Source organism: Abyssogena phaseoliformis symbiont OG214 (assembly GCF_016592595.1).
Lineage (GTDB): Bacteria > Pseudomonadota > Gammaproteobacteria > PS1 > Pseudothioglobaceae > Ruthia.
Genome location: NZ_AP012977.1, coordinates 329,805 through 352,382, shown reverse-complemented (window position 1 = coordinate 352,382; position 22,578 = coordinate 329,805). Strand labels below are relative to the sequence as shown.

At 37.7% G+C, this 22,578-nt stretch carries 27 protein-coding genes and 2 pseudogenes; 13 read left to right on the top strand and 16 right to left on the bottom strand.

Features of this window, described 5'->3' with window-relative positions; all coding sequences use genetic code 11:
- The first annotated feature begins 40 nt into the window (after positions 1–40).
- From CVPH_RS02230 to purL, 5 genes are read left to right on the top strand one after another with little or no spacing between them, the layout of a single operon-like run.
- On the top strand, positions 41–652 hold the full coding sequence (locus CVPH_RS02230; RefSeq protein WP_201341890.1) for a DUF502 domain-containing protein: 612 nt from the start codon (positions 41–43) through the stop codon (positions 650–652).
- A complete protein-coding gene (gene aspS, locus CVPH_RS02225) occupies positions 649–2,400 on the top strand; it encodes an aspartate--tRNA ligase (protein ID WP_201341889.1) in 1,752 nt (583 codons plus the stop codon). The genes CVPH_RS02230 and aspS overlap by 4 nt, the downstream gene beginning before the upstream one ends.
- A gap of 6 nt (positions 2,401–2,406) precedes the next feature.
- Positions 2,407–3,357, top strand: a complete 951-nt coding sequence (gene nadA / locus CVPH_RS02220; RefSeq protein ID WP_201341888.1) for a quinolinate synthase NadA — start codon at positions 2,407–2,409, stop codon at positions 3,355–3,357.
- Positions 3,358–3,393: 36 nt separating this feature from the next.
- The gene (locus CVPH_RS02215) at positions 3,394–4,131 is read left to right on the top strand and encodes a YebC/PmpR family DNA-binding transcriptional regulator (protein WP_201341887.1); all 738 of its coding nucleotides are present in this window, start codon (positions 3,394–3,396) and stop codon (positions 4,129–4,131) included.
- Positions 4,131–7,961 carry a phosphoribosylformylglycinamidine synthase gene (gene purL / locus CVPH_RS02210; RefSeq protein WP_201342401.1) on the top strand — a complete coding sequence of 1,277 codons (3,831 nt, stop codon included), beginning with the start codon at positions 4,131–4,133 and terminating at the stop codon, positions 7,959–7,961. The genes CVPH_RS02215 and purL overlap by 1 nt, the downstream gene beginning before the upstream one ends.
- A 52-nt stretch (positions 7,962–8,013) precedes the next feature.
- Here purL and CVPH_RS02205 read toward each other — a convergent pair whose 3' ends face one another.
- Complete coding sequence (locus CVPH_RS02205; RefSeq protein ID WP_201341886.1) at positions 8,014–8,250, bottom strand: hypothetical protein; 237 nt, start codon at positions 8,248–8,250, stop codon at positions 8,014–8,016.
- Positions 8,251–8,423: 173 nt separating this feature from the next.
- Here CVPH_RS02205 and CVPH_RS02200 point away from each other — a divergent pair, with 173 nt between their 5' ends.
- Together CVPH_RS02200 and CVPH_RS02195 are read left to right on the top strand one after the other, a co-directional pair.
- Complete coding sequence (locus CVPH_RS02200) at positions 8,424–8,726, top strand: YgjP-like metallopeptidase domain-containing protein (RefSeq protein ID WP_201341885.1); 303 nt, start codon at positions 8,424–8,426, stop codon at positions 8,724–8,726.
- 132 nt (positions 8,727–8,858) lie between these two features.
- A complete protein-coding gene (locus CVPH_RS02195) occupies positions 8,859–9,047 on the top strand; it encodes a M48 metallopeptidase family protein (RefSeq protein WP_201341884.1) in 189 nt (62 codons plus the stop codon).
- Positions 9,048–9,348: 301 nt separating this feature from the next.
- On the opposite strand, the gene CVPH_RS02190 is transcribed toward CVPH_RS02195, so the two are convergent.
- The 4 genes from CVPH_RS02190 to CVPH_RS02175 all read right to left on the bottom strand — a co-directional run bounded on the left by CVPH_RS02190 (position 9,349) and on the right by CVPH_RS02175 (position 11,195).
- The gene (locus tag CVPH_RS02190) at positions 9,349–9,660 is read right to left on the bottom strand and encodes a HEPN domain-containing protein (RefSeq protein ID WP_201341230.1); all 312 of its coding nucleotides are present in this window, start codon (positions 9,658–9,660) and stop codon (positions 9,349–9,351) included.
- Positions 9,629–9,874: a nucleotidyltransferase domain-containing protein gene (locus CVPH_RS02185; protein ID WP_201341229.1), complete on the bottom strand. Its 246-nt coding sequence runs from the start codon at positions 9,872–9,874 to the stop codon at positions 9,629–9,631. Before CVPH_RS02185 ends, CVPH_RS02190 begins: the two co-directional genes overlap by 32 nt.
- A gap of 334 nt (positions 9,875–10,208) precedes the next feature.
- Complete coding sequence (gene grxD, locus CVPH_RS02180; RefSeq protein WP_201341883.1) at positions 10,209–10,538, bottom strand: Grx4 family monothiol glutaredoxin; 330 nt, start codon at positions 10,536–10,538, stop codon at positions 10,209–10,211.
- A 69-nt stretch (positions 10,539–10,607) separates the two neighbouring features.
- Positions 10,608–11,195: a class I SAM-dependent methyltransferase gene (locus CVPH_RS02175; RefSeq protein WP_201341882.1), complete on the bottom strand. Its 588-nt coding sequence runs from the start codon at positions 11,193–11,195 to the stop codon at positions 10,608–10,610.
- Positions 11,196–11,254: 59 nt separating this feature from the next.
- On the opposite strand from CVPH_RS02175, the gene trhP reads away from it, so the two are divergent.
- The 3 genes from trhP to CVPH_RS02160 all read left to right on the top strand — a co-directional run bounded on the left by trhP (position 11,255) and on the right by CVPH_RS02160 (position 14,965).
- The gene (gene trhP / locus CVPH_RS02170; RefSeq protein WP_201341881.1) at positions 11,255–12,610 is read left to right on the top strand and encodes a prephenate-dependent tRNA uridine(34) hydroxylase TrhP; all 1,356 of its coding nucleotides are present in this window, start codon (positions 11,255–11,257) and stop codon (positions 12,608–12,610) included.
- A gap of 61 nt (positions 12,611–12,671) precedes the next feature.
- Positions 12,672–14,474, top strand: a complete 1,803-nt coding sequence (gene dxs, locus CVPH_RS02165) for a 1-deoxy-D-xylulose-5-phosphate synthase (RefSeq protein WP_201341880.1) — start codon at positions 12,672–12,674, stop codon at positions 14,472–14,474.
- Positions 14,471–14,965 carry a DUF2062 domain-containing protein gene (locus tag CVPH_RS02160; protein ID WP_201341879.1) on the top strand — a complete coding sequence of 165 codons (495 nt, stop codon included), beginning with the start codon at positions 14,471–14,473 and terminating at the stop codon, positions 14,963–14,965. Before dxs ends, CVPH_RS02160 begins: the two co-directional genes overlap by 4 nt.
- Here the strand turns inward: CVPH_RS02160 and ispG are convergent.
- The 6 genes from ispG to smpB form a co-directional block, all read right to left on the bottom strand.
- Positions 14,952–16,028: a flavodoxin-dependent (E)-4-hydroxy-3-methylbut-2-enyl-diphosphate synthase gene (gene ispG, locus CVPH_RS02155; RefSeq protein ID WP_201341878.1), complete on the bottom strand. Its 1,077-nt coding sequence runs from the start codon at positions 16,026–16,028 to the stop codon at positions 14,952–14,954. The genes CVPH_RS02160 and ispG overlap by 14 nt on opposite strands.
- The gene (locus tag CVPH_RS02150) at positions 16,025–16,333 is read right to left on the bottom strand and encodes a hypothetical protein (protein WP_201341877.1); all 309 of its coding nucleotides are present in this window, start codon (positions 16,331–16,333) and stop codon (positions 16,025–16,027) included. Before CVPH_RS02150 ends, ispG begins: the two co-directional genes overlap by 4 nt.
- Complete coding sequence (gene rlmN / locus CVPH_RS02145) at positions 16,317–17,387, bottom strand: dual-specificity RNA methyltransferase RlmN (protein ID WP_201341876.1); 1,071 nt, start codon at positions 17,385–17,387, stop codon at positions 16,317–16,319. Before rlmN ends, CVPH_RS02150 begins: the two co-directional genes overlap by 17 nt.
- A gap of 46 nt (positions 17,388–17,433) precedes the next feature.
- On the bottom strand, positions 17,434–17,871 hold the full coding sequence (ndk, locus tag CVPH_RS02140) for a nucleoside-diphosphate kinase (RefSeq protein WP_201342400.1): 438 nt from the start codon (positions 17,869–17,871) through the stop codon (positions 17,434–17,436).
- Positions 17,872–17,961: 90 nt separating this feature from the next.
- Complete coding sequence (locus CVPH_RS02135; protein WP_225879850.1) at positions 17,962–18,255, bottom strand: HU family DNA-binding protein; 294 nt, start codon at positions 18,253–18,255, stop codon at positions 17,962–17,964.
- A gap of 190 nt (positions 18,256–18,445) precedes the next feature.
- Complete coding sequence (gene smpB / locus CVPH_RS02130; RefSeq protein ID WP_201341874.1) at positions 18,446–18,925, bottom strand: SsrA-binding protein SmpB; 480 nt, start codon at positions 18,923–18,925, stop codon at positions 18,446–18,448.
- A gap of 16 nt (positions 18,926–18,941) precedes the next feature.
- On the opposite strand from smpB, the gene CVPH_RS02125 reads away from it, so the two are divergent.
- From CVPH_RS02125 to CVPH_RS02115, 3 genes and pseudogenes are all read left to right on the top strand, one after another.
- Positions 18,942–19,373 carry a type II toxin-antitoxin system RatA family toxin gene (locus tag CVPH_RS02125; protein WP_201341873.1) on the top strand — a complete coding sequence of 144 codons (432 nt, stop codon included), beginning with the start codon at positions 18,942–18,944 and terminating at the stop codon, positions 19,371–19,373.
- A 47-nt stretch (positions 19,374–19,420) separates the two neighbouring features.
- Positions 19,421–19,705 (top strand): pseudouridine synthase, encoded by a 285-nt coding sequence (locus CVPH_RS10935; protein ID WP_342590451.1) that lies wholly within the window; start codon positions 19,421–19,423, stop codon positions 19,703–19,705.
- Between the two features lie 173 nt (positions 19,706–19,878).
- A pseudogene (locus CVPH_RS02115) lies at positions 19,879–20,298 on the top strand (DUF455 family protein).
- 204 nt (positions 20,299–20,502) lie between these two features.
- Here CVPH_RS02115 and CVPH_RS02110 read toward each other — a convergent pair.
- The 5 genes and pseudogenes from CVPH_RS02110 to CVPH_RS02090 form a co-directional block, all read right to left on the bottom strand.
- A pseudogene (locus tag CVPH_RS02110) lies at positions 20,503–21,084 on the bottom strand (DUF3530 family protein); the annotation flags it as partial.
- Positions 21,085–21,105: 21 nt separating this feature from the next.
- Complete coding sequence (locus CVPH_RS02105) at positions 21,106–21,378, bottom strand: hypothetical protein (RefSeq protein WP_201341871.1); 273 nt, start codon at positions 21,376–21,378, stop codon at positions 21,106–21,108.
- Between the two features lie 220 nt (positions 21,379–21,598).
- Complete coding sequence (locus CVPH_RS11100; protein ID WP_201341870.1) at positions 21,599–21,745, bottom strand: SEL1-like repeat protein; 147 nt, start codon at positions 21,743–21,745, stop codon at positions 21,599–21,601.
- Positions 21,746–21,902: 157 nt separating this feature from the next.
- Positions 21,903–22,229, bottom strand: a complete 327-nt coding sequence (locus CVPH_RS02095; RefSeq protein WP_201341869.1) for a rhodanese-like domain-containing protein — start codon at positions 22,227–22,229, stop codon at positions 21,903–21,905.
- A complete protein-coding gene (locus CVPH_RS02090) occupies positions 22,177–22,434 on the bottom strand; it encodes a hypothetical protein (RefSeq protein WP_201341868.1) in 258 nt (85 codons plus the stop codon). Before CVPH_RS02090 ends, CVPH_RS02095 begins: the two co-directional genes overlap by 53 nt.
- Positions 22,435–22,578 lie beyond the last annotated feature (144 nt).

Sequence of the window (22,578 nt, the reverse complement as noted above, 5' to 3'; positions counted from 1 at the left end):
TGCTAAAATAGCCTTTTTTTATCGCTATTATCTTGAACCGTTGAAACGCTTACGAAATTATTTTATCTCTGGTCTATTATTTTGGATACCCTTAGGGCTGAGTATTGTTGTTATTAAGTTCTTTTTAGAATTGGTTAACAACATTGTTCCCGCCCAATACCTACCAGAAGCTTTATTTGATTTAGACAAGACCATTCCTGGGTCTGGCGTTGTTTGGGTTATTTTAATCATGCTGATAACAGGCGCTTTGGTTAGTAACTTTATTGGTCGTAAACTCATCCAACTTTGGGAAAAACTACTCAATAAAATTCCAGGCTTTAGAAGCATTTATAGCGCACTTAAACAACTTTCAGATACTGTACTTAACCCGTCTGGCGAAAGTTTCAAAAAAGCATTATTGGTTGAATATCCGCGTAAAGGCATGTGGACCATTGCCTTTCAAACAGGCAACTATGGCGGCGAAGTGGCAAAAAAAATTGGGCAAGAAATGATTAATATTTACGTACCCACCACGCCCAACCCCACTTCTGGTTTTTTCATTATGCTCGCAAAAAAGGACGTGATTGAACTTGACATGAGTGTTGATGAAGCATTCAAACTGATTATTTCTACTGGCGTAGTAACGCCAGCACAAACAAAGGACAAACTATGAGAACACATTATTGTGGTGAACTAAACAAAGACAATATAGACCAAACAGTAGAAATTTGTGGCTGGGTTAATCGTAGGCGTGATCATGGAGGTGTTATCTTTTTAGACATGCGTGATAAACGCGGTATTGCTCAAGTGGTTATTAATCCTGATAATGCAGATTTCTCTTTGGCTGAAACCATTCGTAACGAATTTGTATTAAAAATTACAGGCACAGTGGTTGCCAGAGGCGAAGGCTTAACCAACCCAAAACTAAGTACTGGAGAAATTGAAATTAAAGCACAAAATATTGAAATTCTTAACACCTCCAAACCCACCCCATTCCAAATTGATGCAACTGATACCTCAGAAGAAGTGCGACTTAGATATAGATATCTAGACTTACGTAGTGATGCCATGCAAAATCGTTTGCGTTTACGCTCTCAAGTTACACGTTATATGCGTGAATTTATGGATGAGCATGATTTTTTAGATATTGAAACTCCGTTTTTAACCAAGGCCACTCCAGAAGGGGCTCGCGATTATTTAGTGCCTTCGCGCACTCATCCAGGCAAGTTCTTTGCCTTGCCACAATCGCCACAATTATTCAAACAACTTTTAATGATGTCAGGATTTGAGCGTTACTATCAAATTGTTAAGTGCTTTAGAGATGAAGACTTACGCGCTGATCGCCAACCTGAATTCACCCAACTTGATGTTGAAACTTCATTTATGAGTGAAAATGAAATCATGACAATGATGGAAAAAATGATTAGGGGTCTGTTTAAATCAGTCATTAACGTTGATTTAGGTGATAATTTTCCCACCATTACTTATGCAAATGCCATGGAAAAATACGGGCTAGACCACCCAGATATGCGTATTTCAATGCAAATAGTCAGCATGGACAAGCTAATGCAAAATGTTGATTTTAAAGTATTTTCAGGCCCTGCTAACGATGACAACTCTCGTATTGCTGCTTTAAAAGTACCGGGTGGTACTAGCATTAGTCGTAAAAATATTGATAAATACACAAAATATGTTAGCATTTATGGCGCGAAAGGCTTGGCTTATATCAAGCTTAATGAAGATGGTCCAACCTCCCCTATTTTAAAGTTTTTAGGTGATGAAGTGACCAAAAAAATTATCGAAATGACAGGTGCGCAAACAGGGGATATTATTTTCTTTGGCGCTGATAAAAGCAAAATTGTCAATGAAGCTTTGGGTAATTTACGCGAACAACTTGCTAAAGACTTAGACTTGTTTGATACGCAGTGGGCGCCTATTTGGGTGGTTGATTTTCCAATGTTTGAAGCGGGCGATGGTGGCTCATTAAATGCCATCCATCACCCATTTACTGCCCCTAGTGTTGACGCTAAAACCTTAGAAAAAACTGCTGAAACCGCCCTTTCTCGTGCCTATGATTTGGTTATTAATGGCTCTGAAGTAGGTGGTGGCTCTATTCGTATCCATCAAGTTGAGATGCAAAAAACGGTGCTAAAATTATTAGGCATTTTTGACCAAGAAGCACAAGATAAATTTGGCTTCTTGCTAGATGCTTTAGAATACGGCTGTCCACCTCATGGCGGTATGGCATTTGGGCTTGACCGCTTGGTAATGATTATGACAGGTGCAGATTCTATTCGTGATGTGATTGCCTTTCCTAAAACTCAAACTGCTGCTTGTTTATTAACCAATGCACCTGCCAGTGTGCCAAGAAAATTATTACGTGAATTAAGCATTAAGGTTAGCCTGCCAGAAAAAGACTAGTCATTCGTGTTGTTAATCCAAGAACAAATCAAAACAGCGCTAAAAGCACGTAATGCAGTCTTAGTTGCACACTACTACGTGGATGCTAAATTGCAAATTTTGGCAGAAGCAACTGGGGGTATCGTTTCTGATTCATTAGAAATGGCACGTTTTGGTCAAAATTCTCATGCAGATTTAATTATTGTTGCTGGGGTTAAATTCATGGGTGAGACCGCCAAAATCCTCTCCCCTGAAAAAACAGTACTTGTTTTAGATAACAACGCCACTTGCTCTTTAGATGAAGACTGCCCCATTGAGACATTTTCCAAATTTTGCGATCAACATCCTGATAGAACAGTTGTCGTTTATGCCAACACTTCAGCACAAGTTAAAGCAAGGGCGGATTGGGTGGTCACTTCTGGCAGTGCGCTTAACGTTGTCAACCACCTAAAAGCCAATGGCAAAAAAATCTTATGGGCGCCTGACAAACATTTGGGTAATTATGTTAAGAATGAAACAGGTGCTGATATGCTACTTTGGCAAGGTGCTTGTGTGGTGCATGAACGTTTCAAAGCCAAAGCACTCATTCAATTACAAAATAAATACCCAAAAGCTGCCACCTTGGTTCATCCAGAATCGCCACAAGAAGTGGTTGATTTGGCAGATGTAGTCGGCTCAACCACCGTATTGATTAATGCAGTCAAAAACAGAAAAGAACAAACTTTTATCATTGCAACTGATAATGGTATTTTCCATAAAATGCATGAAGTTGCGCCCAATAAAAAACTTATCGAAGCCCCAACAATGGGTATTGGCGCAGATTGTGAGTCGTGCGCACATTGCGAGTGGATGGCGATGAACACGCTAGAAAATTGTTTAAGCACCTTGCAAACAGGTAATAACGAAATATTTATTAAAACTAACATTCGTAAAAAAGCAAAAAATGCAATTCAAAAATTACTTGACTTTACCGCATAAAAGGTAAAATTTATCCCACACTAACGGAGCATCATTATGGCAGGACATAGTAAATGGCACAATATTCAACACCGCAAAGGCGCACAAGATGCCAAGCGTGGCAAAATATTCACCAAGCTGATTAAAGAAATCATCATCGCTGCTAAAACAGGTGGTGTGATTGAAAACAACCCCTCTCTTAGAATGGTAATTGACAAAGCCTTGGCGGCAAATATGAAACATGATACCATTGAAAATGCCGTCAAACGTGGCAGTGGTGATCTTGAAGGGGATAATTATGAAGAAATCCGTTATGAAGGCTATAGCTTAGGTGGTACTGCTATTATGGTTGATTGTTTGAGTGATAATCGTAATCGCACAGTATCTGATGTACGTCACGCTTTTTCAAAACACGGCGGTAATTTAGGCACAGATGGCTCGGTGTCTTATTTATTCACCAAACAAGGCTTTATTAGCTTCGAGACAGGTGATGAAGACCAAATTATGGAAGTGGCACTTGATGCAGGTGCGCAAGATATCATCACCAACGACGATAGCTCTATTGATGTGGTTACCACACCTGAGGATTTTTTCATAGTTAAAGATGCACTCACAAGCGCAGAACTTAAGCCAAGCCACGCTGAAGTAACAATGGAACCCGCCAACCGTGTTGAACTTAATCTGGGCGATGCAGAAAAATTCATGAAACTGATTGACCACTTAGAAGATTTGGATGATACTCAAGAGGTCTATCACAATGCTGATATTTCTGATGAGGTAATGGCACAATTATGATTCATATTTATCGAGGCATTAGCGCCCTTGAAGCCTTTAAAACTAAGGATTTACAATTAAAAATATCTAAAATACAACCAGCCCTTAAGCTTTTGGGCGCTGAATTCATTCACTTTGTAGATTTACACAATACACTTGATAATGAACAAGTTAATCATTTAAATAAATTACTATCTTATACGAATAACCTGGTTGTCAATAATGCAAAATCAACCATTATTGTTACACCAAGGCTAGGAACAATATCCCCCTGGTCTTCGAAAGCTACTGATATTGTATATTTGTGTGATATTGATAAAATCAAACGAATTGAGCGTGGCATTGTTTATCATTTTGATGGTGAAATTACTAACAAACCTCAGGTATTATCTTGCATCATGGACAAAATGACTGAGTCTGAACTTGGCTCAGTTGATGATACACATTTAATTTTTGATAACTTTGAGCCCCAACCACTAACAAATGTTGATATTTTAGCTGAGGGAAAACCTGCACTAGAGCGTACAAATGCAGAATTGGGTTTGGCGTTATCGAGTGGGGAAATTGACTATTTAATGGCTAGTTTTACCGAGTTAAAGCGCAATCCTACAGATATTGAATTGATGATGTTTGCACAAGCAAACTCAGAACATTGTCGACATAAAATCTTTAATGCAGATTGGACGATTGATGGTGAACACCAAGCAAAAAGCCTATTTTCCATGATTCGCAATACTTATCATCAGCATCCAGAAGGGTTATTGAGTGTTTATTCAGACAATTCAGCAGTAATGGCGGGCTATCAAGGTGAGCGTTTTTATGCAGACACTAAGGGTAAATACACCACTTCAAAAGAACACCGAGCGATTTTAATGAAAGTTGAAACCCACAACCACCCTACTGCCATTGCGCCTCATCCGGGGGCAGCGACAGGCTCTGGCGGAGAAATTCGTGATGAGGGTGCAACGGGTCAAGGCTCTAAGCCTAAAGTAGGTTTGTGTGGATTTAGTGTTTCTAATTTAAACATTAACAATGCCCAGCAACCTTGGGAGGTTGATTATGGCAAACCTAATCAAATTAAATCGGCACTTGATATTATGCTTGAAGGACCAATTGGGGTAGCTAGTTTCAATAATGAATTTGGCCGTCCAAACACCTTGGGCTACTTTAGAACGTTTGAGCAAAAAATGCCAAATGGTGACGTACGTGGCTATCACAAACCGATTATGTTGGCAGGTGGTTTGGGGCACATTCAAGAACAACACATTAAAAAAGGGGATATTCCAGTAGGTAGTAAGGTTATCGTTTTAGGTGGCTCGGCAATGTTAATCGGCTTGGGTGGTGGTGCGGCATCAAGCATTAAAAGTGGTGAGCAAAGTGAGGACTTAGATTTTGCCTCAGTGCAACGTGCCAATCCTGAAATGCAAAGACGTGCTCAAGAGGTGATTGATAGCTGTACTAATATGGGCAAAGACAATCCGATTGTTTCTATTCACGATATTGGTGCAGGTGGCTTATCTAATGGCTTGCCTGAATTGGTGAATGATTCTGGCAGAGGCGGACAATTTCAATTACGCGCCATCCCCAATGATGATTTGAAAATGTCGCCACTTGAAATTTGGTGCAATGAATCACAAGAACGCTATGTGTTGGCGGTTGAGGAAAAAAATCTTAAAATATTTACAGATATTTGTACTCGTGAGCGAGCGCCTTTTGCAGTGCTAGGTGAATCAACCAAGGAGCAAGTACTTATCCTGAACGATGAGTTATTTAACAACAACCCCATTAATATGCCCATGAGTATACTGCTTGGCAATCCACCAAAAACCAGTATTAATGCACACTCAACAAGTGATCATCTTAATGCGCTGGATACTAGTAATATTACTATTGATGGCGCTATTTCTAGATTATTACAACTCCCAACCATTGCCAGTAAAAATTTCTTAATTACCATTGGTGATAGAAGTGTCACTGGCCTGGTCGCACGCGACCAATTTGTAGGGCCATGGCAAGTGCCTGTTGCAGATTGTGCCGTATCATTAGCAGATTACACAGGTTATCAAGGCGAAATTATGTCTTTGGGTGAAAAAACACCTTTGGCATTGTGTAATGCTGAATCTGCAGCCAGAATGACAATTGGCGAGGCGTTGACCAATATGCTAGGTAGCTTTGTAGAAGACATTCACCACATTAGTTTAAGTGCCAACTGGATGAGTGCTAGTGGGCATAAAAACGAAGATGCAAAATTATTCTCAGCCGTTAAAGCTGTGGGCATGGATTTGTGCCCAGCGCTAGGCTTGACAGTACCTGTAGGTAAAGACTCAATGAGTATGAAGACCTCATGGCAAGAACAAGGTGAGAATAAATCAGTCACCGCCCCACTTTCCCTCATTATTACTGCTTTTTCTAAAACCCCTGACGTTCGCTTGCAACTTACACCACTACTTGAAACTGACCAAGATAGCGAGTTGTTGTTGATTGATCTTGGCTTTGGAAAAAATAGGATGGGCGGCTCTTGTTTGGCACAAGTTTATAGCCAAGTCGGTAAAAATGCACCCAATCTTGATGATGCCTCTGTGTTTAAAAACTTCTTTACAGCCATTAATCAGCTTAATAAAGATGGCTTAATCAGCGCTTATCATGACAGAAGTGATGGCGGTGTTATCACCACTTTAATAGAAATGGCATTTGCCTCACATTGCGGTTTGAACATTGCTTCTAGTGGTGACATTGAAGATTTATTTAATGAAGAGTTGGGTTGTGTTATTCAAGTTAAAGCACAAAATAAACAAGCCGTTATTGATGCTTTAAACCATTTTGGATTGTCAAGCTGCACACGAAAAATTGCCTCGATTAATCACACTGATACGATTGAAATCATTTCAAATAATAAAATTATTTACGCCAAATCAAGGGCTGAACTACAATCCTTATGGTCAACCACCTCATTTGAAATCGCCAAGTTAAGAGACAATCCAGATTGCGCTAAAGAAGAGTTTAATAACATTAGTGACAATACATCAGGCATCAAAATTGATTTAAGTTTCGATATAAATCAATCTATATCAGCACCTTATATCAAAACCTCAACCAAACCAAAAATTGCCATTCTAAGAGAACAGGGCATTAATGGGCAAATAGAAATGGGCGCTGCATTCACCAAAGCTAAATTTGATGCCATTGACGTACACATGAGTGATGTTTTATCTGGCAAAGTATCTTTGACTGACTTTAAAGGCTTGGTGGCTTGTGGTGGTTTTTCCTATGGTGATGTGCTTGGTGCTGGTAGAGGTTGGGCAAGTTCTATTCTTTATAACGCACGTGCTAAAGACGAATTTGAGGCTTTTTTCAATCGTAATGACAGCTTTGCACTTGGCGTATGTAATGGCTGCCAAATGATGTCCAATTTAACAGACATTATCCCTGGTAGTAAGCATTTCCCAACTTTTAAGCACAACACTTCTGAGCAGTTTGAAGCGCGTTTTTCCTCAGTTCAAATCAAACAATCAAACTCAATTTTCTTAAAAAACATGGCAGGCTCAATCATGCCAATTGCCATTGCTCATGGCGAAGGTCGTGCAAGCTTTGCACCTCAAATAGATAAAAACCACTTAATCATGCAATATGTTGACCATGACGGCAAACCAACACAAAACTATCCACACAATCCAAATGGCTCAGATTTTGCCACAGCAGGCGTTACCAGTGAATCTGGACAAGTCACCATCATGATGCCACATCCAGAAAGGGTATTCAGAGCAGTACAAAACTCACACCATCCAAAAAACTGGCATGAGCGTAGCCCGTGGATGAGAATGTTTGAAAATGCTAGAACTTGGGTTGATTAATACAAACTCTGGCAATTATTTAAGAAAATTGTGATTAATTAGTACTTGGTTTTTAGCTTGTATCGCTGTCTTTAATTGCTTTAAGTACTTTTTCAAGAATGCCATTTAACTCAAACAAACCAGCAACTGGCATTACAAAGCGTTGGGATACTTTGCGTATCTCTTTTTGCTCTTGCCCTTCATTGCCATCAATCATGCCAAGTGCTTGATAGAAATCAATCTTAGCTACACCAGAACGCAAACTAATACTCATTGCACCATCAACATATATTTCATGTTCTGGTTTCATTGGTTCAGAATTTTGTATATTGGTATTATCTATCTTTTTATTATTTGTTGCCCATGGTTTTACTCCACTATCTTTTAGTTAAAAAGATTTATGCGTTCTATTTTAAAGTCAAATCAAACCTCATTACCCATTTATATACAAATTAAAATAACACTCTATACTGGTATTAATAAATGGCTCAACTCATGAAGTATCAACTCATTCGTTCTAAGCGAAAAACGCTAAGCTTACAAATTTCTGACAATGCAGAACTGTTGGTACACGCACCAAACAGGCTAAGTGTCAAAAAAATTGAAAGTTTTATTCATGAAAAGCAATATTGGATTGAAAAAAAACAAGCACTGATTAAAAATACCAAACGAAAAATGCATGAGGATGAGAAGTTTTTGTATTTAGGCAACACTTATCCGTTCAAACTCATACACATGCAAAAACCACAAATACATTTTGTATGGTACGTATTTTTATCTAAGTGACGATGGTAAAACGCATTTTCACACGTGGTATAAAAATTCATTTAAAAACATTGTCCTGCCTAGACTTGATTATTACGCCAACTTGCGCCAGTTAAATTACAACAAAGCATATCTAAAAGCGCAAAAAACTCGATGAGACTCTCTTGTTGTAGTCATATTAATAACATTAACTTAAATTATCTACTCATCATGGCGCCAATGAGTGTGATTGATTATGTCATTGTGCATGAACTTGCCCATATCAAACACAAGCACCATCAAAGTGAATTTTGGCAATTGGTTGAATCTATTTTGTCTAACTATCATCAAGCCAAGAATTAGCTCAAAGAACAAGGCTATCAATTAAGAAGATTGTAAAAATACATTCAATCTTATTTTTTTAACCAAACGACTTAATCTTTTCCTCACAAAGCCGCTTGGTTAGAGTTTGCAAGTGAACGACTCTCTCACTTAAATAGTTTAACTCTTCTTCGGTGATTTTATAATGCCTAGAATAGCGTGCTTTAACATAGGCTTCTTTGAGTAGTTAAAAACAACGGTGTTTATAAACTTACTGTCTTGTGGGAAGACAGCCATTAATGCTTCATCTTGATGGACTGCCATTGAGCCAAGTTGTTGTAAATTATGATTTGTATTGAGTTAGCACCAAAGACAAGCAAGAGTAATAGTAATAGTATTCAGTAGCTTGGTGGAGTTCAAACGCAGATAGTTTGTAACTTCCTCTCTTAAAATTTGCCTTATAACTAATTAAGAGTTCATTAGCGCCACCAAACCACTCTTCATAGTCTATTATTGCCATTTTCTTGCATGCTTTTTGGGTTAAGTACCCCGGTACAGCCAATTCTTTCCTATTAAACTCATACAACACAACTCCCTGATCCCTTTGTATCAGTAAAGAAGTATTATCCTTCTTTAAGCGAATTATTAACCTCATCTAGCGTATGTACAGTCAAGTTACATTCTGGTTTAAAAGGTGGTGTCAAAAAGACTCTTACTCTATCCTCAATCGTATTCCACAAATCAAGCTTTGCCACTAAGTCATATTGATTAACAATCACCAAAATATCATAATCACTGATATAACCAATCTCTGGTTTATTCACCCACTTACCCGTAGCATGCGAACCAAACAGAATAACCTTAATCAACTTACCCGTTTTCCTTTTGCCCGAAGCCGTACCCACAACCGAGTCAAACTCCTCACGAATAACTTGGAGAATTCGCCTTAAGTGGATTTACTTTGTTATTAGGTAAGTGCTTTAGGGAGTCTTTCATTTAGTTTGGTTAAGGGTGTTTATTGGTTAGGTGTTAATGTTATTCTTGGCAAGAATTATACAGATACAATGGTAGATGTGAGGTGGAGGGTAGGGGGTTGATTGTTGTGATGATCAAAGTAGTGAAAATAAAGTTTCCACCACTTTAAGAACAAATGGATACTATTTGTATCAATTGTATAGTGATTGTATTAATACGCTAGAAACCTTATTTGGCGTCAAACTTTTCGCTAGCTTTCTCCATTTCGCCTTTTAAAGTACCCATTTCAGCCATTTCAACAATAATATCACCACCGCCCACTAATTCTGAGTTGAAATAAATTTGAGGGAATGTTGGCCAATCTGCAAATGCAGGTAAGTTTTGAAACACTTCTTGGTCTTCAAAAATATTAACATAGGCAAACTCAACACCTGTTGAGGCAAGCGTTTTCGCTGCTGTAGCAGAAAAACCACACTGTGGGAATTGCGGTGTACCTTTCATATAAAGTACAACTGCTGTACTATCTACTTGCTGTTGAATTCTATCCATTACGTCCATTGTATTACTCCTATTTAATGTTTAATTGCTGAGTATTTTACTCATATATTATTATTTTACAAATATTTTCTATTTAATCGCTTGAGAAATGGTGTATTTTTGCCCTTGTTTGAGTTTTTTATAATTACCAAATACGGATTTAAAATTGTCTTTAATAAAATGTCTCAAACCGTTAATGGTTACAAATATTACTTTACCACCTGGTTTTAATGCATCATAAGCATCATACAAAATAATACTGAGTTGCTCTCTGCCTACTTTTGCAGGTACATTCGATAATATTTGATCAAAATAATTTGTTTTGTTAACACTTAAAAACGCATCTGACAAATAAGCCTGAGCATTGTCAATATGGTTAAGTTTAGCATTGATGTTTGACAATTCTACGGCAACAAAATCTTTATCCACCATGTGTACTTCTGCTTGTGGGCAAGACTTAGCAACTGCCAAACCAATAGGGCCATAACCACAGCCTAAATCAAGGCACTTGTCATCATTGGCAATTTTTAAATGCTTCATGAATAACTCAGTACCATCATCAATAGAGCGAGGGCTAAATACACCCCAGCGCGTTTTTAGGGTTAAATTAACCCCAAGTAGATTTGTTTGAATGGTTAAATCTTGCTTTAATCTTAGAATGTCTTTTTTTGTAAACATATCGCGCCTTATTATACATAAGGGTATTTAATAAACTGCTGATGATAAAATACACAAACATGAATAGACCAGAACTACTTTCCCCTGCTGGTAGCCTTAAACATATGCGCTATGCTTATGCTTATGGTGCAGATGCCGTCTATGCAGGACAACCAAGATACAGCCTCAGAGTGCGTAATAACTCATTTGATGCCAAAACTTTAGAGCAAGGCATTCTTGAGGCACGTGCAAATAATAAAAAATTCTTTGTTGCCTCAAACATCATTCCCCACAATAGCAAGATTAAAACCTACATGAAGGATATTGAGCCTATTGTTAATCTTAATCCTGATGCTTTGATTATGGCAGACCCTGGTTTGATTATGATGGTGAAAGAAAAATTTCCCAACCAAGTGATTCACTTATCAGTTCAGGCAAATGCAATTAACTACGCAACGGTGAAATTTTGGAAAAATACGGGCATTAGTCGCATTATTCTTTCGCGTGAGTTGTCATTAGATGAAGTTAAAGAAATTCGCCAAGAATGCCCAGATATTGAACTAGAAGTATTTGTGCATGGTGCGCTGTGTATTGCCTATTCTGGTCGTTGCTTATTGTCAGGCTATTTTAATCACCGCGATCCAAACCAAGGCTCATGCACCAATTCTTGTCGTTGGAAGTATAACGTTAAAGAAGCTAAAGAAACCCTTGAGGGTGATATTAAAGCAGTTGAAATTAAAACCCCTAAAAATCAAGTTGTGTTACTTGAAGAGCAAGGTCGCCCTGGTGAATTAATGCCCGCTTTTGAGGATGAACATGGTACTTATATCATGAATTCCAAAGACTTGCGCGCCGTTGAACACGTACACACACTCGCAACCATGGGGATTGATTCTCTCAAAATCGAAGGCAGAACCAAATCACACTACTACGCTGCACGCACAGCGCAAGTATATCGACAAGCCATTGATGATGCTGTTGCGGGTCGTGAGTTTGATAAAGATGCCTTTGGCGTGCTAGAAAATCTTGCCAATCGAGGGTATACCGATAGCTTTTATCAAAGACACCAGCCAGAAGAATTGCAAACTTATTTTGATAATTATTCACGCTCACACAAACAACAAGTGGTAGGGGAAATTCTAGATTATAAAGATGGCAAGGCTTTTATCGAAGCTAAAAATAAATTTAGTGTGGGTGATTCTATTGAAGTTATCTTGCCTGATGGTTGTTTTAATACCACTGTTGAATCAATGATAACTGAACATAACGAAGTGTTGGACGTTGCTAAAGGTAGTGGCTATCGAGTGTGGATTCCGATGCGTGACATCAAGCCAGAACTTGGCTTTATCGCTAGAAATTTTGATGAAAAAATTAAAATTAAAAACAAAAACATTCAAAAAGACCCTTCGCTAAAAATTCGCCGCCCTTCTTGGTAGTTTTAAAATAGCCTTATTATTACCAGTATAATAATGTCTTTTTAAGTTAAGTCTTTATTTGATGTTAAATTCAATAACGTCCCCTGCAGATATTAAACAACTTGACATTGCACAATTGCAGTCTTTAGCTGAAGAAGTGCGTACATTTTTAATTGAGAACATTCAAAAAACAGGTGGTCACTTAGCCCCCAACCTTGGCACAATTGAGATGACCATTGCCATGCATTATGTGTTTGACACACCGTATGACAGTTTTGTCTTTGATGTTGGTCATCAAGCTTATACTCATAAAATCCTCACAGGTCGTCTTAACAAAATGCATACGTTGCGCCAAAAAGGCGGCTTATCTGGTTTTACAAAACGTAGTGAAAGCGAGCACGATAGCTTTGGTGCTGGACATTCATCAACCTCAATTAGTGCCGCTTTAGGCATTGCTATTGGTAACGGCATTAATAATAGTAATGGTAAATCTATTGCTGTAATTGGCGATGGCGCACTCACAGGTGGCATGTCATTTGAAGCACTTAACCATGCAGGTGATAGTGATGCAGACCTACTCATTATCCTAAATGACAATGATATGTCAATATCAAAAAATGTAGGTGCTATGAATAAATACCTTACCAAGCTTATCTCTGGTAAGGTTTATTCAACCATGAAATCAAAGTCATTAGGGTTTTTAGAAAAAATGCCTAAAATCCATGAGTTTGCCAAACGTTCAGAAGAGCACCTTAAAGGTATGGTTCTACCTAGTACTTTGTTTGAGGAATTAGGGCTTGATTATTTTGGACCTATTGATGGGCATGATTTACCGACCTTAATCCAAACACTACAAAACCTAAAACAGCAAACAAAACCAAGACTTTTACACATTATTACCAAAAAAGGTTACGGGCTTGAAACAGCAGAAAACGACCCGTGCAAGTTTCATGGTGTAGCACCTGCTTCATTAAATGCTTCCAATCTACCCAGTTACAGCACTGTATTTGGTACTTGGCTAAATAACACCGCATTTCATCATAAAAATTTAATTGCCATTACACCCGCCATGTGTACTGGGTCTGGCATGAGTGAATTTGAAAAAAATTATCCCAAGCAATATTTTGATGTGGGTATTGCAGAACAACACGCTATCACTTTTGCAGGTGGGCTTGCTACCCAAGGCTTAAAACCGATAGTGGCTATCTATTCTACTTTTTTACAGCGTGGTTATGACCAACTCATTCATGATATTGCACTACAAAATCTAGGTGTTATTTTTGCAATTGACCGCGCTGGGTTAGTGGGTAGCGATGGTGCAACTCATGCAGGTAGTTTTGATTTGAGTTTCTTAAGGTGTATCCCTAACTTAACCATTATGGCGCCAAGTAATGCAATGCAAATGTACCAAATGTTCAATACTGCATTTGAAACCAATAGCACTATTTGTATACGCTACCCTAGAGGCACATCAGACATTCAAAATTACATCACTGATGAAAAAATTTCACTGGGTAAGGCAAAAATTATACTTGAAGGCTTTAATGTCGCAATTTTTGCTTTTGGCGTCATGGTTAAAAGCGCACTTGCCGCAGGTAAAAAACTAGGTGCAACAGTGGTTGATATGCGCTTTGTTAAGCCACTTGATGAAGCATTAATTATTAAATTAGCCAGTTCACACGTCAAACTTATCTCCATTGAAGATAATGCCATCACAAGTGGTGCAGGCAGTGCAATCAGTGAACTTCTACATCAAAAAAATATCAACACACCTTTAAGCATCTTAGGCTTGCCAGATAAGTTCAGCGAGCAAGGCGAGCAACAAGAATTGTATGATTTATATGGGTTAAATGAAACGGGCATTATCAATGCTGCACGTTCATGAAAAAACTATTAAAACGCTACAGCCCTAACCCAGATGAATTAAAAAATCACAAGCACTTAGGCTGGCTTGGCAAACATTTAAACTACTCAAGCTTGTGGAACTTTAATAGAAAGTCCACCTCTAAAGCATTTGCAGTTGGACTGTTTTGTGCGTTTATTCCCATCCCCTTCCAAATGCTATTAGCCGCGCCAATTGCGGTTATATCTAGTGCAAACTTACCACTATCCATTGCCCTGGTTTGGATTACCAACCCTATTACCATGCCAGTTATTTTTTATGGTTGTTATAAACTTGGTGCTTGGATTTTGGATGTTGGCATCGAGAAGAACTTTGTGATGTCATTTGAGTATGTTTGGCAAGTATTTGATGTTATTTGGCAGCCTTTCCTACTTGGATGTTTGATTGTTTCTATCACCAGCTCAGTACTTGGCTACTTGTTGATACAATTTATTTATCGCTATAAGGTTTACAAAAGGATTAAAGGCTTTTAAGGCTGTTCCTAACTTGGGCTTCAAGTTCATCTACTAAATTTTCATTGGTTATTTTAGAATGAGTTTTGCCATTAAGATATAAAAGATTAGGCTCACCACCTGTTAAGCCGACTGACACTGCTTTTGCTTCACCAGGTCCATTAACCACACAACCAATCACTGCCACATCAATTGGCGCGGTAATGTCTTCAAAACGAGATTCCAACTCATTAACCACCTTAATCACATCAAATTTTTGTCTAGAACAGGATGGACAGGCAATTAAATTAACCCCTTTTTGGCGTAAGTTTAAAGATTTTAAGATATCAAAGCCAACACGCACTTCATCAACTGGGTCAGAGGCTAAAGACACTCTAATTGTATCACCAATACCTTTTGATAGTAACAAGCCCAAACCAATCGAAGACTTAACCGTGCCAGAACGCAGAGATCCTGCCTCAGTAATGCCTAAATGTAATGGGTTGTCAATTTGAGAGGCCAGCTGCTGATAAGCAAATACAGTCATAAAAATCTCACTGGCCTTGAGTGAAATCTTAAAATTATCAAAATTTAATTTATCTAAAATGTCAATATGTCTAAAGGCAGATTCAACCATTGCCTCAGGTGTAGACTCAATATATTTTTTTTGTAAATCTTTTTCCAAAGAGCCTGCATTAACACCAATACGAATTGGGATATTATTATCCAATGCTGATGCTACCACTTCTTTTACTCTATCTTCTCGTCCGATATTACCTGGGTTGATACGCAGACAATCAGCACCATATTCTGCAACTTTGAGTGCAATTTTATAATCAAAATGAATGTCGGTAATTAGCGGAATACTAACCTGCTTTTTTATTTCTTTAAAAGCCTCTGCCGCATCCATTGTTGGTACAGAGACACGCACTAAATCAGCGCCTGCATTTTGAATGACTTGTATTTGTGCAACTGTTGCCTTAACATCATGCGTATCAGTATTAGTCATACTCTGCACAGAAATTGGTGCATAACCGCCAATGGCAACATCACCAACAAAGATTTGCCTAGATTTTCTTCTTTGAATTGTATGTATTGGCTTCATTGATGCTTATTGGTGTAGTTATGGATTGCTTCATCTAGTGCTTTTGGGTTAACAATGTTTTTATTAGAATTAGAACCAAGCAATGAATGATTATCAATTATAACGGTGCTTACAGTCTCTTTTTGTTCTTTTTCACCCTTGCTAATAACAATTAAAACGGGTGCTTTTTTTACTTTTTTAGTGTTGTATTTTTGATTTAAATACCAAAAAATACCCGCCATAAGAGCCAAAAGAAGTGGCATCCGCCATTTTAATTTAAGCTTTTTCTTGCTTTTTTTGGGGTAGTAGTCAATGCCTTCTAGCATGAGCTCTTTTGGTTTTATCCAGCACCTTTCCAGCCAATTGCCCACAAGCGCCATCAATGTCTTCACCGCGAGTGCGGCGCGTCATAGTGCGGATACCTTGCTGATATAAAATATTTTGAAACTTTTCAATGGTTTGTGCGCTTGATGTTTGATATTGAGTTTTCTCAAATGGGTTAAAGGGAATTAGGTTTATTTTAGCCGAGATGCCTTTTAATAATTTTGCTAATTTATTAGCGTGTTCAATAGAATCATTCACACCCTTAAGCATCACATATTCAAACAAAATGTGGCGTTCCTGAGTGCCAGCATGCAAATATACTTTGCAAGCTTTTAGTAATTCTTCAATTGAATATTTTTGATTAATAGGCACCAATTCATCTCGTAAGTGATCATCAGGCGCATGCAAGGAAACAGCCAAACTCACAGGTGTTCGCTCACTCATGCGGAGCATAGCTGGTACCACGCCAGAGGTAGAAATGGTAACCTTGCGTCTAGATAAACCAAATGCTAAATCATCAAGTAGCAAATCACAAGCGTTATACACTGCATGTTCATTTAACAAAGGCTCGCCCATGCCCATAAACACAACATTAGAAATACGCTTAGCTTTAGGATTGAGATACTGATTAGCAATCAACACTTGGGCAATAATCTCAGCTGTTGTGAGATTTTTATTAAACCCCTGCATACCAGTTGAGCAAAAAGTACAAGCCAAAACGCAACCCACTTGGGAAGAAATACAAAGCGTGCCACGGTCTTTCTCAGGGATATAAACCATCTCAATATGGTTGTCTTCGCCCAATGCCAATACCCATTTAATTACCCCATCTAGAGCAAAATTTTGTTTAACAACTTTAGGAAACTCAATACAAGCCACCCTACTTAGTTTCTCTCTTAAGGGTTTGCTAAAATTAAGCATTTTATCAAAATAAAATTCATGCGTTTTATAAACCCACTGCATGATTTGCTTGGTGCGATAAGGTTTTTCACCCAAATCCACGAAAAAATCATTCAGTGCATTTTGATTAAGACTTAAAAGGTTTTGTTTATTCATGCATTTTTTGCATTAATCCTTGCTTAAACGCAAGGACGAAGGTATGCTAACTCTGACGAGTTCTTGGGCACACACCGTCTTTGCCAAAAAAATACTCGATTTCAATAGCGGCATTTTCTAAAGAATCAGAGCCGTGCACTGCATTTTCATCTAAAGAATTGGCAAAATCAGCACGAATAGTGCCAGCATCAGCATCTTTAGGATTGGTAGCGCCCATAATTTCACGATGCTTAGCAACAACGTTTTCACCTTCTAAAACCTGAACCGTTACTGGGCCAGATGTCATAAACTCAACCAGCCCGCTATAAAATGGACGGTCCTTATGCACTGCATAAAAACCACCTGCCAAATCATTATCAAGATGAATCATCTTACTGGCAACAATTTTAAAACCGGCCTCTTCAAAACGAGAATAGATTTGACCAATTACGTTTTTTGCAACCGCATCTGGCTTAATAATTGATAAAGTACGTTCCATAAAAATCTCCACTAATCGTAAATAAAATGAGAATTTTACCAAATTTCAGACATAAAAAAAGCACCTTTAGGTGCTTTTTAGACTAAGTTAATAAGTTTACTTATTAACCGCCTCCTTTAATGCTTTTCCTGCTTTAAAAGCAGCCACTTTTGATGCTTTGATTTGAATCGTTGCACCTGTTTGTGGATTGCGACCTGTACGCGCTGCACGGTCTCTAACAACAAAACTACCAAAGCCAGTAAGTTGTACACCATCACCACTAGCCATAGCGCCAGTAATAGCATCTGTTGTTGCGTTTAATGCACGAGAGGCATCTGCTTTAGATAAGTTTGCTGCTGATGAAATTGCATCGATTAATCCTGATTTGTTCATTTTTTCTCCTCGAAAAATTAATTTGTAAAAGTACTAAATGCTAAAGGTTGGCCATTAAAGGAGGTAGAGAATGAAAAGCAAATAAAAAAACTATCTATTGCCAACCTCCAACATCTAGCCCTTTCAATTATAAAGGTATTTTTTTTAGTAAATTACAAATTTATAAAAAAATAATCACCAATCAAAGTCAAAATCAAAATCAAAACTCTTATTTGTTTGTCTCCTTTAACACTCTTTGTTTGTCTCTTTGCCAATCTCTTAACTTAATGTCTTGACGTTTGTCATGAGATTTCTTACCTTTAGCTACACCAATTTCTAACTTCACCCTACCCCTAGCCCAATAAAGTTTGAGTGGTACAACAGTGGCACCTTTTTGGTTAACCTTATCCCTAATGCGATTAATTTCTAAACGATTGAGTAATAATTTTCGTGTACGAGTAGGGTCAGTATTGACATGTGTTGATGCACTTTTAAGTGGTGAAATATGCGCACCAAACAAAAATAGTTCGTTATTTTTTAAAATAACATAACTTTCTTTGATTTGGACTTTGGAGTCTCGCAAACTTTTTACTTCCCAACCCTCTAAACTTAAACCAGCTTCTAAGGTTTGTTCGATAAAATAGTCATGCCTTGCCTTTTTATTAAGCGCAATAGTGTTTGAACTTGTTTTTTTGTTTTTTTTAACCATTATTATTTTTTATAATATGCATCATATCTCTAAAAATGCCATTGTTGCCTATTCTTGTGAACAATTGTATCAATTGGTTAATCAAGTTAATCAATACCCTAAATTTCTTAATTGGTGTTCAGATTCTTCTATTTTAAAGCAATCTGATGATCAAATCATAGCCTCGGTTAAGATCAATAAAGGGGTTTTTAATCAAAATTTTACAACCATCAACACCTTAACCCCTCACCAAAGAATTGATATGCAACTTAAAGAGGGGGTATTTAAGCACCTAAGTGGCGCTTGGGTATTCACAAAACTAAGTAATAGCGCCTGCAAAATTGAACTCAACTTAGAATTTAGCTTTTCATCAAAACTGGTAGACATTGCCATATCGCCTATTTTTACCTCAATTGCTAACTCTCAACTGGATGCGTTTGTAGCAAGAGCCAAACAAGTCTATGGCTAAAACCTATCTATTTAACAAGCCATTTGGCGTCTTATGCCAATTTAGTGGTGAGGGTTATAATACCTTGTCTTAATTATATTACCATTAAAGATATCTACCCTGCTGGACGACTAGATAAGGACCCAGAAGGTTTGGTTATATTGACTGATGACGGCAAATTACAACATAAAATTTCTAATCCAAAATTTGACAAGGAAAAAACCTATATTGTACAAGTTGATAGTAATATTACTAATACTGCTATCAATAGATTGACACTTGGCATCGTATTAAAAGACGGTAAAACCAAACCTGCAAAAGCCAAAATTATCAATCAGCCAGATTGGCTGTGAAATCGCACGCCACCCATACGTATACGTAAGAACATCTCCACCTCTTGGATTGAGCTAACCATTATCGAAGGTAAAAATCGTCAAATTAAGCGTATGACAGCCCATGTTGGCTTTCCAACTTTGCGACTAATTAGATCTCAAATTGGTAATTGGACGATATAAACCGGGGACTTATGAACGTCTTTGAACTGGCTTATCAAGCATTAATAAGTACAGAAATTGATGCGGTTTATCGATTCAAAGATATTCCAGATAAATTCTATCAAGACTGGATACAAGTCGCTTTTGAAGAATCTCAGCACTTTAGTTTAATTAATCATTATTAAATTACAATTGGCCATTAGTATGGTGACTTTCAGGCGCATAATGGCTTGTGGAAAATGACAAAAGATACCGATTACGGCGTATTGGCAAGAATGGCATTGGTACCTAGAGTGCTTGAAGCTAGAGGATTGGATGTCACACCCAATATTCAAAAAAAATTCAAACACTCAAACTTTAAAGCTATGGTAGAAATTTTAGACACTATTTTTACTGATGAGATTAATCATGTAAAAATTGGCAATTATTGGTTTCACGCCCTCTGCCAATAACGCTTTTTAGACCCAATACAAACCTTTAGCCAATTGGTTAAAAAACACATTGGCAATCAACTTAAAGGTCCTTTTAATATTGAAGCCAGAAAGCTTGCTAATTTTTCTCAGCAAGAATTAAATTATTTGCAATCCTAGACAAACTTCACCTTATTTTAAAATGAGATGAAGTTTGTTTATTGGTAAAGCTTTAAGTATAAAAATTTACAGCGTATCAAGCCAAATACCTACTTGATTGGTTAGGTTTTTAACCGCGCCTTGTTCTTGATAATAGTGGCCTGCATTTTTAATAACTAATTGTGTACTATGCGTATTACCAGCAGCCTCCACTGAAGCCTTCCTGGACTTTGCAAGACGAATAACATCAGCAAAATCATTTTCAGCAAATACATCTAATACTGGGATGTGCATTTTATCCAATGGAAATGGCCTAACTATTTTTTGCTTATAATCAGTAGCACCCATGCCAATACCAACATAAGCTGAAAATTTATCATCACCAAACTTATCAATATAACTCATTGACATATGTGCGCCACAACTGTGCCCTATTAAAATAATATTATCAATGCCGAGCCGTTTGTAAAAGTTAATCGCTGCTTCCATACGCTCATGAGCATATGGAAAAATAGGAACGTAATCGTAATACTTTGCCTGTTTATCCAATACTGGCATTTGTACTGATAAAGTATCCCAGCCTTTTTCTGCGAGTCCAACTCTAAGTGGCTTAATCAAATCACCCCAATTCGCGTGTTGCCCACGATTGTGCAAAATAATCACCCCGCCTTTGGATTTATCTAACTCACTTTACATGTAAATACTAAAAAATTGACGTTTATTTTTTAAACTTAAGTATTCAACTTCCCCATCTAAAACAGCGTCTTCAATTTGAGAAACCATGCGTGTTTCACGCGCATAATCAGGCTCAGTACCTACAAATTTATTGAAGTTTCTTCTAAGTTGGTTCGGGTTAAAATCACCAAACATCGGTAATCCTGGTAATTGTGGCATGTTTGGAATGAACGCAATACTCACCTGAGAAAATAACACAATCAAAACCAATAAATATTTACTTAACATACACCTCTCCTAATTTTTTCAAGGCCTCTTGAGCACCAGGATAATTGTTCTTAACTGCTTGATTAAACCAATAATACGCTTGTTTGACCTTGTTTTTTTCTAACAACAATGAGGTGCATACTCATCTTCTTGTTTGGCTGCAATTAACTACCAATCATGCTCCTTTTGTATATTGTTCTTAACACCTCTGCCTTGATAATAAAGCATAGCAAGCTCACTTTTAAGCATAAGACAAACCTTGTTTAGCGGATCTCTTAAACCAAACAAATGCCCTAGTATTGTCTTTCTTAACACCAAGTCCATGTAGATAACTCAATCCAATATTGTTCTGGGCAGCGGCATGATTTGCCTGAGCGGCGCGCAACATCCAACTAAAAGCATCTTTATTGCGACCTTGAAGCGAATATAATCATAACCAATTTGATACCGGCGATTAGGTGCAGTTTGAGCCTCAGCAAAAGACAAGCCTAAGATAAAAAAAGGAGTGCTATTAACACTCTTTTTTTGAAACGAATGACAATCAATTATTTAGTCGTCAAACCTAACAATTTCCAATCATTCATGCCACCACGGTAGTATTTGATTTTACTTTGCGGATAGCCCATTGTTAGTAATGCTCTAATCGCTGAAGGTGACTGACCACACCACGAACCATTACAAAATAAATACAAAGTTTTAGCATTGTTATAGTTTAATACACCATCCATATCTTTAACACCAAAACGTTCGGTTAAAATTTCTGACACAGCAATAGGATCCTTAGCTAGTGCCTTAGAATTTAACTTGGTGAATGGTACATTAATCGCATGTGGAATTGTGCCTTTTTTTAACCCAACCTGGCGTACGCGCATCAATCACTAATATGCTATTGTCGCTATTAGCAATATCACGTACGGCATGAATAATATCTAACTCTGTTACTGTTTCAACGACAGCTGGCGCAAACGGATGCGTTGGCTGAATACAAAACGGCAGACAAGGACGAGACGTTTTTGCAAACGCAGGGTCAATGGTTGCCTTGTTGTCTTGATTACGTGAAATACCTGCAATTTCCATCACACCTTTTACAATAAACCAACTGGCTTGGCACTTACCACTGTTGATGCTAAAAATGCCACTGATGCAGCGTTAATTACTAATGTTTGAAGTTTCATACTTCTCTCCTCTTTATTATAAATAATAACTCTTTATCGAGTTTTT